The sequence below is a fragment of the Mesorhizobium sp. M7A.F.Ca.MR.245.00.0.0 genome (genome assembly GCF_003997415.1).
Classification (GTDB): Bacteria; Pseudomonadota; Alphaproteobacteria; order Rhizobiales; family Rhizobiaceae; genus Mesorhizobium.
In genome coordinates this window covers 1-12,326 of the sequence record NZ_RZTE01000073.1, presented here as the reverse complement: position 1 = coordinate 12,326, position 12,326 = coordinate 1, and the positions used below count along the sequence as shown (strand labels likewise).

Genomic DNA, 12,326 nt, shown 5'->3' with positions numbered 1-12,326 from the left:
CGGCAAAGCCGCCGGGTGGGGTCGGATCGACCGGGCTCGACGTCGTGGCGGTGCCTTCCGAGAGGACCCCCTCTGGCCGCTTTGTCGACTGCCCTTCGCTATGGCTTCGGGCGTTCGTCGCTGAAAAAGCCAAATCGTTGGCTTTTTCTCGGCCTTCGGCCCATCGTTCCTCACCCCCCTCGAGGGGGGAGAGGACGCCGAGCTCTTGGCCAACCCTTTGCACATAGCGTGACAGGATCGGCGACAGATAGGCATCGACCACCGCGGTGTCGCCGCGGCCGACCAGCTTGATCAGCGGCGAGACCTCATGGCTGACGGAGACCTGGCTGAAACCAAGTTTGCGGCAGACTTTTGCCACCGCCTTCTCGTGGTCGGGGTATTTCCAGGCGTGCATGAAGACGATGGCGACCGCATCGATGCCATCGGCCCTGGCCTGTTCGATCGCCGGCCTGCAGGCGGCGATGTCGAGCAATTGTTCGACGCAGCCATCGGCGCGCACACGCTCGTTGATTTCGATGACGCGCTCGTAGAGCTGTTCGGGAAGGACGATCTCCTTGGCGAAGATGTCCGGACGCGCCTGGTAGGCGATCTTCAGCGCGTCGCGAAAGCCCTTGGTGATGAGCAAAAGCACGCGGTCACCCTTGCGCTCCAGCAGCGCATTGGTGGCGACTGTGGTGCCCATCTTGATGTCGCCGATCAGGCCGCTTGGGATCGTGTCGCCGGCCGACAAGCCAAGAAGGTTGCGAATGCCCTGGATGGCAGCATCGTTATAGGCTTCGGGGTTTTCGGAGAGAAGCTTGCGCGGGTGCAGCCCGCCTTCCGGATCTCGGCCGATCACATCGGTGAATGTGCCGCCGCGGTCGATCCAGAAATCCCATTTTGCGGTCATGACAGCCCCCGGCGCTTTTCCGTTCGATCGGTGATTCGGCACATTCTGTTAGTTCGCCACGGCCTGAGCGGCAATCGCAAATGGACCAGACGATGTTACATGCGGAAACGCAACGTTACGAAACTCATGGTCGTCTGACGCATTTGTCCTTCGACCGCTCACGGCAACGTGAGCGTGTGTTGAAGGAGAGACAAATGAAAAAGCTCATTCTCGCGTCCGTTTCCGCTCTGGCCTTGCTTGGCGTCGCCGCCTGCAGTGACAGCGGTACGGACAATACCACCACCCAGAGCACCAATCCGCCGGCCGCCGAGGAACCGATGAAGCCGGCTACCCCGGAAGCCACGCCGCCGGCCGCGACGCCTCCGGCAACGGATAATTCGACCACGAAGAGCATCACACCCGAGAAGCCTGCCGAGCCGGCTCCGGCAACACCAGCTCCTGCGCCCGCGCAGTAGTGAGCAAGCAGTACTTCGTGTGATGAATGAGAAAGGCCGGCTCGCGCTGGCCTTTCTCATATTGTCCGAGCGCCGTGGCGTTGGAGTCCGATCGATTTGTCGCGCAAAGCCTGCGGCACTGTCCCGGCTTGATAGGAGCGGGCGGTGGCTCTAAGAAGCAGGCCATGTCCATTTGGGATCGCCTCGGCGAATTCATCACCCGCGTTTCATCCTCAGCCTCGTCGGGTGTCGCCGACGTGGTCGAGGCCGTGCGCACGGTTTTCGCCGGCGATGCGGATTTGCGCCGGCGTGTCGCCTTTTCGGTGGCGATGATCGCGCTGTCGGCCAAGATGGCCAAGGCCGATGGTATCGTCACCCAGGACGAGGTGCGCGCCTTCCAGGAAATATTCGAAGTGCCGCCGAAGGAGACGCGCAATGTGGCGCGTCTGTTCGATCTCGCCCAGCGCGACGTGGCCGGTTTCGAGACCTATGCCGAGCGGATGGCGCAGATGTGCGGTTCCGGGCATTCCAATTGTGTGATGCTGGAAGACATACTCGACGGTCTGTTCCACATCGCCAAGGCCGACGGGCTGGTGCACGAGCGCGAAGGCCATTTCCTGCACCGCATCGCCGAGATTTTCCGCATCGACGAAGCGCATTACGAGACCATCATGGCGCGACATGTCAACCTGGGCGCCGGGGATCCTTATGTCGTGCTTGGCATCGAGCGCGGCAAGCCGTTCGAAGAGGTCAGGAAGCGCTATCGCAAGCTGGTTTCCGACAATCATCCGGACCGGCTGATCGCGCGCGGCCTGCCTCAGGAATTCATCAAGATCGCGACCACCAGGGTGGCGGCGATCAACGTTGCCTACGAGATGATCGAGCGGGGCCTGCGCCACGCATGAGCGGCTTTCTGCCCGACGAGCCACGTGCCGAAGTCAGGGTATCGCCGAATTTCGGCCCGCGGCGCGAGACGCCCAGGCCTGACATGATCGTGCTGCACTACACCGGTATGGCGACCGGCGCCGGGGCCGAGGCCTGGCTTTGCGATCCGGCCAGCGAGGTTTCGTCGCATTATCTCGTCCACGAGAATGGCCATATCGTGCAGATGGTCAGGGAAAGCGACCGCGCCTGGCATGCCGGCAAGAGTTCGTGGTTCGGACGGGCCGACATCAATTCCTGTTCGGTCGGCATAGAGATCGTCAATCCGGGGCATTCGCTGGGCTATCCCAGTTTCCCCCGGCGGCAGATCGATGCGGTGGTCGGGCTGTGCCGTGGGATCGCCGGTCGGCATTCGATCGCCGCCGAGCGGGTACTCGCGCATTCCGATGTTGCGCCGGGGCGCAAGATCGATCCCGGCGAGAAGTTTCCGTGGCGGATGCTGTTCGAGGCCGGTGTCGGCCATCTCGTGGCGGCCGCGCCCGTCAGGCGAGGCGCCACTCTGACAACCGGCGATACCGGCGGCGACGTCGAAGCGTTGCAGTCGATGCTGGCGCTCTACGGTTATGGCGTTGAAATATCGGGCATTTTCGACCGGCAGACGGAGGCGGTGGTCGAGGCCTTCCAGCGTCATTTCCGGCCGCGCAAGGTGGACGGCGTTGCCGACGGCTCGACGCTGCGGACGCTGCAAAGGCTGCTTGCTTCCGTGAGGCGCTGACCTCCGGAAAGCCTCTCCCAAGCAATTCTTTCCAATCCTTAAGTTACAAGCTGTCACTCAAAGTGACTTGCCTGGCCTTGTTTGACACCAATTCGGGCGTCAAACGGCTGACGTGTAGATGTCGGACCCCAAGCCCCCCGGGTTGTTCCGACGTTGGTTAGGCGTTGCTGCGTGAACATCTTCGCGCGGTTCAGACAGAACAGGATCACATGCAGAAATTTACCGTTTTAACGGCAGCTCTTGCTGCCGGCGTAATGACTTTTGCCTTCAGTGCCGCAGATGCCGCGCCCCTCAGCCCGCGAGCCGATCAAGGGCCTGTCGTGGCATCCGCGAAAAGCGGCAAGGCCCCACAGGCCAGAAGCGGCAAGGCAGGCCACGACGCCAAGGCGACGAAGCGGGCTTCCGCGAAAATGGAAAAAGCAAGCTGGTCCAAGCCGAAGAAGTCCGCCAGAAAGCAGACGAAGCGTGGCCGAAAAACCGTCGACATGACGGCAACGGCGTCGATCGGTGTCCGGAACGCGGCAGCCTCAACGGCCGCGGTGGCCAGCAGCGGTCAGTATTCCGCTATCGTTGCCCGCTATGCGGCGATCGAAGGCGTTCCGGTATCGCTCGCCTCGGCGGTCATCCAGATCGAAAGCAACTACCGGCCCAACATCGTCGGCGGCGCAGGCGAGATCGGCCTGATGCAGATCAAGCCGGCCACGGCTCGGATGATGGGCTATAGCGGCTCCGCAAAGGGCCTGTTCGATCCCGACACCAACATCAAATACGGCATGAAATACCTTGCCATGGCGCGCAGCCTCGGCGGCGGCACGACCTGCGGCACCATCCTGAAATACAATGCCGGCCACGCCGCAACGCGGATGAACCCGGTGTCGGCCGCCTATTGCGGCAAGGTCAAGGTGCAGATGGCTGCGCTTGGATCGCCCGCATAAGTCTGCTTTTTCGTTTGCGTTTTCGGGCGCGAACCCCTTTATACGCTCTGCCAGCTGGCTGGGCGGCCGCACCCGCAAACGCCGAAAGGTCGTGGGTGAGGAAAGTCCGGGCTCCATGGAAACACGGTGCCGGTTAATGGCCGGCGGGGGCGACCCCAGGGAAAGTGCCACAGAAAGCAAACCGCCACGATCCGGCTTGCCGGATTCGGGGTAAGGGTGAAAGGGTGGGGTAAGAGCCCACCGCGCGACTGGCAACAGGAGCGGCACGGTAAACCCCACCGGGAGCAAGACCGAATAGGGACGGTGCGAGGGGAAACCCTCGAGGGCTGTTTCCGGCTCACCGTCCGGGTAGGTTGCGTGAGGCACATGGCAACATGCGCCCAAGATGAATGGCCGCCACGTTCTCGCCCCGCAAGGGGCGAGGGCCATACAGAACCCGGCTTACAGGCCAGCTGGCAACTCTCTCCCCCGATATCAAGAGAAGTCTCTTGAATTCAGCAGGTTGCGCCCTCGGGCGCGCCTGTTGATTCAAGCCTGCCCGGCCGTTCATCCGTGCGAGCGAGAGTCGGCCATTGCTTGAAACCGGTGCGATTAAATCGTACCATGATCGGGAAATGGTACCGGGAGCCTCTCATGGGACAGGTCGACAAACGCAGCATCACGCTGTCGCCGGAACTGGCGCAGGCGGTGGATGATGTCGTCGCCGCCGGCGAATATGCCTCCGCCAGCGAAGTGATCCGAGATGCGCTGCGGCAATGGAAGGATCGGCGCGATCTCTTCGGCTATACGCTCGATGAGTTGCGCAAGCTGGTGCAGGAAGGGATAGACAGCGGGCCGGGACGATTTGCGTCGATGGATGAAATCAAGGCCGAGGCGCGGAGGCGCTTGCGATCTGACGACGCAGCATGAATTCGCTATTCATCGTCCGGAACGCGCGCGCAGAAGACGATTTGATCGCGATCTGGCTTCATGTTGCACGCGATAGCGAGGTCGCAGCGGATAGGTTGCTCGATCGCATCGAGGCACGGTGGCAGCAACTGGAGACCTATCCCTTCTCCGGCGCGCCGCGCGATGACATCGCGCCCGGCGTCCGTCATCTGCTCGTTGGCGACTATCTCACCTTGTATCGTGTAGGTGACGACGCGATCGAGATCATTCGTGTACTGCACGGCTATCGCAACATAGAAGCCGACGATCTCGGCCCGTGATCGGTCCGGTCAGCCGCCGATCTTGTCCAGCGACGTCTCGATTGCCTTCCAGAGCTCTTCCACCGGCTCGCAGCCGACCGAGAGGCGAACGAAGCCGGCGGCAACGGCATCGCCTCGCTTCAAGCGCCGCTCGGCGGAGGTGTGGACGCCGCCGAAGGATGTCGCGGCCTGCATCAAGGCGCAATTGTTGATGAAATCCTCGGCCTTGTCCTCCGAGGCGAGCTCGAAAGAGATCAGAAAGCCGAAGCGCTCCATCTGGGCACGGGCAAGGTTGTGCGACGGATCGCCTTCCAGTCCGGGATAACGCAGGCCGCTGATTGCCCGGTGGCCCTGCAGCCGCCGCGCAATGACTTCCGCCGAGGAACACATGCGATCGAAGCGCACATCCAGTGTCTCCAGGCCGCGATGCACCAGCCAGGCTTCGAATGGTCCGGGAATGCTGCCGGAAACTTCGCGCCAGCCGGTCACGGCGGCGATGATCTCGGCATTGCGGCTGGCGACATGGCCGAACAGCACATCTGAATGGCCGTTGGGTGCCTTGGTGTCGGCGGCAACGACGATATCGGCGCCATGGTCGAGCGGCCGCTGGCCGAAGGGTGTCATCGTCGTGTTGTCGACCACAAGGATAGCGCCGGCTTTGTGAACAGCATCGGCAACGGCGGCGATATCGCAGATATCCAGCCCCGGATTGGCAGGGGTTTCGACAAAGGCGAGGCGATAGCCATCGAAGCCGCCGTCGAGGAAGGTCGAGGTAGGCCTGACATCGTAGGCGATGCCGAGCGGCTTGAGGAAGCGATCGGCCAGCGCTCTTGTCGTGTGGTAGCCGTCCGATGGCAGCAGGATACGGTCGCCAGTCTTGAGCACGGCAAAAAACGCCGCCGAGATTGCCGCCATTCCTGAAGGGAAGGCGACGCAAGGCGCGTCCTCCAGATGGGCCAGCATATGTTCGACCGCGTCCCAGGTCGGGTTGCTGAATCGCCCGTACTGGTTGAAACCGGTGGCGTCGCCGGGCGCATGAAAGATGGCGGCCATGGTCAGTGGCAGGGGAATGGAATCGCCCATGGCAAGCCCGCTGCGACGCAGGTGAGGAAGCGCTGCAGCGCGTGACTTTGCAGTTTCGGACATCGAATTTCCAACCCTGTTTGCGACCGACGAGATGTGGCGAGACGCTATGCCCGGCAACGGCGCTCGGCAAGGCGCGTCCGGTTGGGCCAGGCGGCTCTAAACGGTTCGTTAGGCTTAATAGACCATAAAGACGAGACGTGTCGGCGAGGCTGCTCTCATTGGTCGCGGCGCGCGTGTTTGTGAAGCCTAATCCCGTTGACGCCCATAGTGCCCCATGATATCCCATCTAGACATCAAAGCCTTCGTTCCGTGTCAGGGTAAAGCGTACGCCAATCGGGCAGCCGCGGCGGCTGCGCGTTTGCCGGTTTTTGCCCGTGCGGACGAGGCTGATACGGGGCAGGGAACGCGCCGCGGCGGCGCGGGCCACAAGATGGAGAGGGGTGCGGCGGCGCAAGCGGCTGTAGCGTTTAATGGACCGGTTTCTGTCAAACACGGTGAGCAGGATCGATGCGAAGGGACGGGTGTCCGTTCCCGCGCATTTCCGTGCGGTCGTGCAGAAGCGCGGCTATTCGGAACTTTATGCGCTGCGCTGCCTGGATCTGCCGGCGATGGATGTCGGCGGGCTCGATCTGCTCGACCGCTACGAGCAGCGCATCGCGCTCGAGGATCCCTTCCTGCAGACGGCGGACGACATGTCGTTCTTCTGCCATGGCGACGGAACCTTCTTGAAACTCGACCAGGACGGCCGCATCACGATGAGCGATTTCCTTCGCGAACACACCGGCATTTCGGCGGAAGTGGCCTTTGTCGGGCGCGGCAATTTCTTTCAGATCTGGGAGCCGGGACGGCTTGCCGCCTATGGGGCGCAGGCGCGGGCACGGCTTTTACAGCTTCGGCAGGGGACGAAGCCTGGGGAGCGACCGGAATGACGGCAGGCCACGGCGATGACCTTCCTCGCGCCGTAGATGGGCACGCCGTTGGCGGATCGGCTCGCCACATTCCGGTCCTCCTTGCCGAGGTGCTCGAAGCGTTGGCGCCGGCGCAGGGCGACCTCATCATCGACGGCACGTTCGGCGCCGGCGGCTACACCAGGGCCATTCTGGCGACGGGCGCTTCCGTGGTGGCGATCGACCGCGATCCGGATGCCATTGCGGCCGGGCGCGATCTGGAAGTGCAGTCGGGCGGCCGGCTGCGGCTGGTGCAGGCGCCGTTCTCGACGCTGGACGAACATGTCGAGAGCGCCGACGGGATCGTGCTCGACATCGGTGTGTCCTCGATGCAGCTCGACCAGGCGGAGCGCGGGTTTTCGTTCCGCGCCGACGGGCCACTCGACATGCGCATGGCTCAATCGGGCCTCAGCGCCGCGGACGTCGTCAATTCCTTCAAGCCGGGCGATCTTGCCCGCATCTTCGGCTTCCTCGGCGAGGAGCGTCATGCCGGGCGCATCGCCCGCATGATCGAGGCTCGCCGCGAAAAGCGCCCGTTCGAGCGCACGCTGGAACTGGCCGACGCCATCGAGACGCATATCGGCCGTGCGCCGAAGGACAAGATCCATCCGGCGACGCGCGTCTTCCAGGCGCTGCGCATCTTCGTCAATGACGAGCTTGGTGAACTGGCCAAGGCCCTGTTCGCGGCCGAACGCGCACTGAAGCCGGGCGGACGGCTCGCCGTGGTCACCTTCCATTCGCTGGAAGACCGCATCGTCAAGCGTTTCATCGCCGACCGGGCCGATGTCGCGACCGGCTCGCGGCATTTGCCCGAGGCGCATGCCCGTACCGCGACGTTCCGCAAGGCGGGCGGCGGCGTGACTGCCGGCGACGCCGAGGTGGCGGCCAATCCGCGCGCCCGTTCGGCCAGGCTGCGCGGGGCAATCCGCACGGATGCGCCAGCGCGCAGCAGCGATTTTTCGATTTTCGGCCTTCCAAAACTTCCCAGCCCAACACTTCCTGGCACAGGCCGGCCGGGGGAGAGGTAGCTAAGTGTTTCGTACCAGCGACATTGTCCTGATCGCCGTCATGGTTGCGGTCGCGGCCCTTACCTACAAGGCCAAGCGCGAGGCCGAGGAACAATTGGCCGCGGTGCAGAAGATCCATGCGCAGATCCGCTATGAGGAGGACACGATCGACCTGCTCAAGGCCGACTGGAGCCTGCTTACCCAGCCGTCGCGGCTGCAGAAGCTCGCTGAACTCTACAAGTCGCAGCTCGAACTCGAGCCGGTCAGCGCTCGCCAGATCGGCGGCATCGGCGACCTGCCGGCCAAATCCCTTGACATCCAGGACATCCTGTCGGGACGCCAGGGAGGCATGGCCGACAATTCCGACCAAGCGCCTTCGGACAGTAAGGATCCCGTCGTGACCGGAGGCATCGCCCAATGATCGGCAAACTGCTGAAGCGTCGCGCCAGGACGAGTGAAGATGGATCGATCGTGGTCGAGGGCGCCCGCAAGGCGACCGGCGGCAAGGGCAGGACGCGCATCGTCATGACGATGGCGGTGTTCTTCGGTATCTTCTCGACCATATCAGGGCGGCTGGTCTATCTCGGCTTCCAGACCCCCGACATGTCGGGCGGTCCGCAGAGCCGGGTGACGGCATCGCGGCCCGACATCGTCGACCGCAACGGCGAAGTGCTGGCCACGGATATCAAGACGGCGTCGCTGTTTGCAGAACCGCGCCGCATTGTCGACGCCGATGAGGCGATCGAGAAGCTGTCGACGGTGCTTCCGGACATCGACTATGAGCAGACCTACCACAAGCTGAAGAGCGGCGCCGGTTTCGTCTGGCTGCAGCGGCAGCTGACGCCCAAGCAACAGTCCGACATCATGCAGCTCGGCATTCCCGGTTTCGGCTTCCGTACCGAAAAGCGCCGCTTCTATCCGAGCGGCGAGACCTCGTCCTACATTGTCGGCCTCACCAACATCGACAACCAGGGCATCTCCGGAATGGAGAAATATGTCGACGAGCAAGGCTTGAGCGATCTGCAGGCATCGGGCCTTGCCATCGCCAAGGATCTCAAGCCGGTAAAGCTTTCGATCGATCTGCGCGTGCAGCATGTGGTGCGCGACGAGATCGCCGCCGGCCTGGAGCGCTATCGTGCCATGGGCGCCGGCGCTGTCGTGCTCAACGTCAAGACCGGCGAAGTGGTGGCCATGGCCTCGGTGCCGGATTTCGATCCTAACAATCCCTACAATGCACAGGACAAGGACCGGCTGAATCGCATGTCGGCGGGCCTCTACGAGATGGGCTCGACCTTCAAGAGCTTCACCTCAGCCATGGCGCTCGATTCCGGCAAGGCGACGATGGCGAGCCGCTTCGATGCTTCGCATCCAATCCGGGTCGGCCATCAGGCCATTCACGATTTCCACGGCAAGAACCGTGTGCTGTCGTTGCCGGAGGTGTTCCTCTATTCGTCCAACATCGGGTCGGCCAGGGAAGCCGAGATGGTCGGCATCGAGGGCCATCGCGAATTCCTGCATCGCCTTGGCCTTCTGGACAGGATGCAGACCGAATTGCCGGAGACTGCCCGTCCGACTGAACCGAAGGTCTGGAAACAGGTCAATTCATTCACCATCGCCTTCGGCCATGGCGTGTCGACGACGCCGCTGCAAGCGGCTGTGGGCTGCGCGGCGTTGATGAATGGCGGCTTCCTGATGAACCCTACCTTTTTGGTGCGCACGCAGGCGGAAGCGATGGCCACCGCCAAGAAAGTGGTGAGCGAAAAGACCGTCGAAGGCATGCGCTACCTCTATTCGCTCAATGCCGAGAAGGGCTCTGCCCGAAACGCCAGAGTCCCCGGCTACCGCGTTGGTGGCAAGACCGGAACGGCCGAGAAGGTCGTCAATGGCCGCTACTCCAAGGACTTGAATTTCAACACTTTCGTCGCCGCCTTCCCGATGGACGATCCGCAGTATCTGGTGTTTACCATTGCCGATGCTCCGCACCCTGAAAAGCCCGGCATGACGGATGTCGCGGCCGCAAATGCGGGGGTCATGGCCGGCAATATCATCAGGCGTTCAGCTGCCATGCTTGGCGTGAAGCCAGATTTCAGCCATGAAAATGGTGCAACGCTGGTTTCCTATCAGTGATTCTTAGGGCGCGCCGGCAACAGCGCGCTATTTTGTTGCGGTGAACGGGACTCGATGAAGCTCAGAGATCTAGCCGGTATCCTGCCCGTCGAGGGAATAGCTTCCGTCGATCTGGAGGTTACAGGGATTTCTTCGGATTCCCGCCAGGTAAAAGCGGGTGTTGTCTTCTTTGCGCTCGCGGGAACCAAGGCCGACGGTGCCGTTTATGCCGCCGACGCCGCCGCGCGCGGTGCGGCCGCGATCGTGGCGGGCAAGGGCAGCACCTTTGCCGGGATCCCTGTACCGGTGCTGGCGGTCGACGATCCGCGCCTGGCGCTGGCGCTGAGTGCGGCACGCTATTTCGGCAAGCAGCCTGAGATCATGGTCGCGGTGACCGGCACCAGCGGCAAGACTTCGGTCGCGGCTTTCACCAGGCAGATCTGGGAGCAGTCCGGTTATGCCACCGCTTCGATCGGCACCACCGGCGTGGTGGCGCCTGGGCGCAACGATTATGGCTCGCTGACGACGCCCGATCCGGTCGCCCTGCATCAATTGCTGCGGGAATTGGCGGATGCCGGCGTTACCCACGCTTCGATGGAGGCCTCCAGCCATGGGCTCGACCAGCGCCGTCTGGACGGTGTGAAACTGGCGGCCGGCGGCTTCACCAATCTCGGCCGCGACCATATGGACTATCATCCGACCATCGAGGACTATCACCGCGCCAAACTGCGTCTGTTCGACGCGCTGCTGCCGAAAGGCGCACCGGCCGTCATCTTCGCCGACGATCCATGGTCGGCACCGACGATTCAGGCGGCGCGGGCCGCGGGGCTCGAAGTGCTGACGGTTGGCCGCCATGGCGGTTTCCTCAGGCTGAAGCGGGTCGAGCATGAACGCCATCGCCAGCGGGCCGAGGTCGAGGCCGATGGCGTGCTCTACGAGATCGACCTGCCGCTGGCCGGTGATTTCCAGATTTCGAATGCGCTGGTTTCGGCGGGTCTTGCCATTTCCACGGGAACACCTGTAGCCAAGGCCTTGTTAGCGTTGGAGAAATTGAAGGGCGCCCCGGGCCGGCTCGACCTCGTCGGCACCACCGGCAATGGCGCGCCGGTCTATGTCGATTATGCCCACAAGCCCGACGCGCTCGAAAACGTGCTGGCCTCGGTGCGCCCATTCACGACCGGCCGCGTCATCGTCGTGTTCGGCTGCGGCGGCGACCGGGACCGGGGAAAAAGACCGATCATGGGCGAGATTGCGACGCGGCTTGCAGATGTTGTCATCGTCACCGACGACAATCCGCGCTCCGAAGTGCCGGAAACGATCCGCGCCGCTATTTTGGCCGCCGCCCCCGGCGCCATCGAGATCGGCGACCGGCGCCAGGCGATCCACGAGGCGGTCGCCATGCTGCATGCCGGCGACACGCTGATCGTGGCCGGCAAGGGCCACGAGGAAGGCCAGACGATCGGCTCCGAAACCTTGCATTTCTCCGATCATGAGGAAGTTCGCGCGGCGCTTACGGAGCGTGCCGCATGAGCTTGCTGTGGACCTGCGAGGCGCTGGTTGCCGCCATGGACGGGCGGCCGTTGGGACCGATGCCGGAAGGCATTTCCGGCATTTCGATCGACAGCCGCAGCCTGCAGCCGGGCGACGCCTTCTTCGCCATCAAGGGCGAGGCGATGGACGGCCATGACTTCGCCACCGCCGCCATCAAGGCCGGCGCCGGCGTCCTGGTGGTGGCCGAAGGCAAGCTGCCGTCGCTCGGCCGGCTGACGGCGCCGATTATCGTCGTCGAGGACGTGCTGGTCGCACTGGAAAAGCTTGGAGTTGCGTCGCGCGCCCGCTCGAGCGCGAAAATCATCGCTGTGACCGGTTCGGCCGGCAAGACCACGACCAAGGAAGCGCTGCGCCATGTGCTGCAAGCCGTCGGCAAGGTGCACGCCTCGGCGCAGTCCTTCAACAATCACTGGGGCGTGCCGCTGACCTTGGCGCGCATGCCTGATGATTGCGACTATGCCGTATTCGAGATCGGCATGAACCATCCCGACGAAATCCGGCCGCTGGTAAAAATGGTGAGGCCGCAT

14 protein-coding genes and 1 other RNA gene are annotated in these 12,326 nt (G+C 63.2%); 13 read left to right on the top strand and 2 right to left on the bottom strand.

Going from position 1 to position 12,326, the window contains the following annotated elements:
- On the bottom strand, nucleotides 1-889 hold an 889-nt coding region (locus tag EOB80_RS33640; protein ID WP_245466508.1), incomplete at its 3' end, for a hydantoinase/oxoprolinase family protein.
- Nucleotides 890-1,083: 194 nt separating this feature from the next.
- Between EOB80_RS33640 and EOB80_RS33635 the strand changes: the two genes are divergently transcribed.
- The 7 genes from EOB80_RS33635 to EOB80_RS33605 all read left to right on the top strand — a co-directional run bounded on the left by EOB80_RS33635 (nucleotide 1,084) and on the right by EOB80_RS33605 (nucleotide 5,123).
- The gene (locus tag EOB80_RS33635; RefSeq protein ID WP_081734943.1) at nucleotides 1,084-1,344 is read left to right on the top strand and encodes a hypothetical protein; all 261 of its coding nucleotides are present in this window, start codon (nucleotides 1,084-1,086) and stop codon (nucleotides 1,342-1,344) included.
- Between the two features lie 164 nt (nucleotides 1,345-1,508).
- Entirely contained in the window at nucleotides 1,509-2,228 is a 720-nt protein-coding gene (locus EOB80_RS33630) for a DnaJ family molecular chaperone (RefSeq protein WP_127268668.1), read from the top strand.
- Complete coding sequence (locus EOB80_RS33625; protein ID WP_127332278.1) at nucleotides 2,225-2,980, top strand: N-acetylmuramoyl-L-alanine amidase; 756 nt, start codon at nucleotides 2,225-2,227, stop codon at nucleotides 2,978-2,980. Before EOB80_RS33630 ends, EOB80_RS33625 begins: the two co-directional genes overlap by 4 nt.
- Nucleotides 2,981-3,189: 209 nt before the next feature.
- A complete protein-coding gene (locus EOB80_RS33620) occupies nucleotides 3,190-3,915 on the top strand; it encodes a lytic transglycosylase domain-containing protein (protein ID WP_127332276.1) in 726 nt (241 codons plus the stop codon).
- A gap of 50 nt (nucleotides 3,916-3,965) precedes the next feature.
- Nucleotides 3,966-4,375: RNase P RNA component class A (gene rnpB, locus EOB80_RS33615), an RNA gene on the top strand.
- 173 nt (nucleotides 4,376-4,548) lie between these two features.
- Nucleotides 4,549-4,824 carry a type II toxin-antitoxin system ParD family antitoxin gene (locus EOB80_RS33610; RefSeq protein ID WP_027034949.1) on the top strand — a complete coding sequence of 92 codons (276 nt, stop codon included), beginning with the start codon at nucleotides 4,549-4,551 and terminating at the stop codon, nucleotides 4,822-4,824.
- A complete protein-coding gene (locus EOB80_RS33605) occupies nucleotides 4,821-5,123 on the top strand; it encodes a type II toxin-antitoxin system RelE/ParE family toxin (protein ID WP_127332274.1) in 303 nt (100 codons plus the stop codon). The genes EOB80_RS33610 and EOB80_RS33605 overlap by 4 nt, the downstream gene beginning before the upstream one ends.
- A 9-nt stretch (nucleotides 5,124-5,132) precedes the next feature.
- On the opposite strand, the gene EOB80_RS33600 is transcribed toward EOB80_RS33605, so the two are convergent.
- Entirely contained in the window at nucleotides 5,133-6,248 is a 1,116-nt protein-coding gene (locus tag EOB80_RS33600) for a cystathionine gamma-lyase (RefSeq protein WP_127271467.1), read from the bottom strand.
- 410 nt (nucleotides 6,249-6,658) lie between these two features.
- On the opposite strand from EOB80_RS33600, the gene mraZ reads away from it, so the two are divergent.
- From mraZ to EOB80_RS33570, 6 genes are all read left to right on the top strand, one after another.
- Entirely contained in the window at nucleotides 6,659-7,117 is a 459-nt protein-coding gene (mraZ, locus tag EOB80_RS33595; RefSeq protein ID WP_013530948.1) for a division/cell wall cluster transcriptional repressor MraZ, read from the top strand.
- On the top strand, nucleotides 7,114-8,163 hold the full coding sequence (gene rsmH / locus EOB80_RS33590; RefSeq protein ID WP_127332272.1) for a 16S rRNA (cytosine(1402)-N(4))-methyltransferase RsmH: 1,050 nt from the start codon (nucleotides 7,114-7,116) through the stop codon (nucleotides 8,161-8,163). Before mraZ ends, rsmH begins: the two co-directional genes overlap by 4 nt.
- Nucleotides 8,164-8,167: 4 nt before the next feature.
- Complete coding sequence (locus tag EOB80_RS33585) at nucleotides 8,168-8,563, top strand: hypothetical protein (RefSeq protein ID WP_127271473.1); 396 nt, start codon at nucleotides 8,168-8,170, stop codon at nucleotides 8,561-8,563.
- On the top strand, nucleotides 8,560-10,269 hold the full coding sequence (locus EOB80_RS33580; RefSeq protein WP_027034944.1) for a penicillin-binding protein 2: 1,710 nt from the start codon (nucleotides 8,560-8,562) through the stop codon (nucleotides 10,267-10,269). Before EOB80_RS33585 ends, EOB80_RS33580 begins: the two co-directional genes overlap by 4 nt.
- Nucleotides 10,270-10,323: 54 nt before the next feature.
- Complete coding sequence (locus EOB80_RS33575; RefSeq protein WP_127332270.1) at nucleotides 10,324-11,778, top strand: UDP-N-acetylmuramoyl-L-alanyl-D-glutamate--2,6-diaminopimelate ligase; 1,455 nt, start codon at nucleotides 10,324-10,326, stop codon at nucleotides 11,776-11,778.
- Nucleotides 11,775-12,326, top strand: a 552-nt coding sequence (locus EOB80_RS33570) for a Mur ligase family protein (RefSeq protein WP_245466507.1), incomplete at its 3' end; no start/stop codon positions are given. The genes EOB80_RS33575 and EOB80_RS33570, both read left to right, overlap by 4 nt.

Coding starts and splice junctions, on each gene's coding strand:
- EOB80_RS33635 (WP_081734943.1), top strand. CDS start 1,084: ATGAAAAAGCTCATTCTCGCGTCCGTTTCCGCTCTGGCCTTGCTTGGC.
- EOB80_RS33625 (WP_127332278.1), top strand. CDS start 2,225: ATGAGCGGCTTTCTGCCCGACGAGCCACGTGCCGAAGTCAGGGTATCG.
- EOB80_RS33605 (WP_127332274.1), top strand. CDS start 4,821: ATGAATTCGCTATTCATCGTCCGGAACGCGCGCGCAGAAGACGATTTG.
- rsmH (WP_127332272.1), top strand. CDS start 7,114: ATGACGGCAGGCCACGGCGATGACCTTCCTCGCGCCGTAGATGGGCAC.
- EOB80_RS33610 (WP_027034949.1), top strand. CDS start 4,549: ATGGGACAGGTCGACAAACGCAGCATCACGCTGTCGCCGGAACTGGCG.
- EOB80_RS33630 (WP_127268668.1), top strand. CDS start 1,509: ATGTCCATTTGGGATCGCCTCGGCGAATTCATCACCCGCGTTTCATCC.
- mraZ (WP_013530948.1), top strand. CDS start 6,659: ATGGACCGGTTTCTGTCAAACACGGTGAGCAGGATCGATGCGAAGGGA.
- EOB80_RS33575 (WP_127332270.1), top strand. CDS start 10,324: ATGAAGCTCAGAGATCTAGCCGGTATCCTGCCCGTCGAGGGAATAGCT.
- EOB80_RS33620 (WP_127332276.1), top strand. CDS start 3,190: ATGCAGAAATTTACCGTTTTAACGGCAGCTCTTGCTGCCGGCGTAATG.
- EOB80_RS33580 (WP_027034944.1), top strand. CDS start 8,560: ATGATCGGCAAACTGCTGAAGCGTCGCGCCAGGACGAGTGAAGATGGA.
- EOB80_RS33600 (WP_127271467.1), bottom strand. CDS start 6,248: ATGTCCGAAACTGCAAAGTCACGCGCTGCAGCGCTTCCTCACCTGCGT.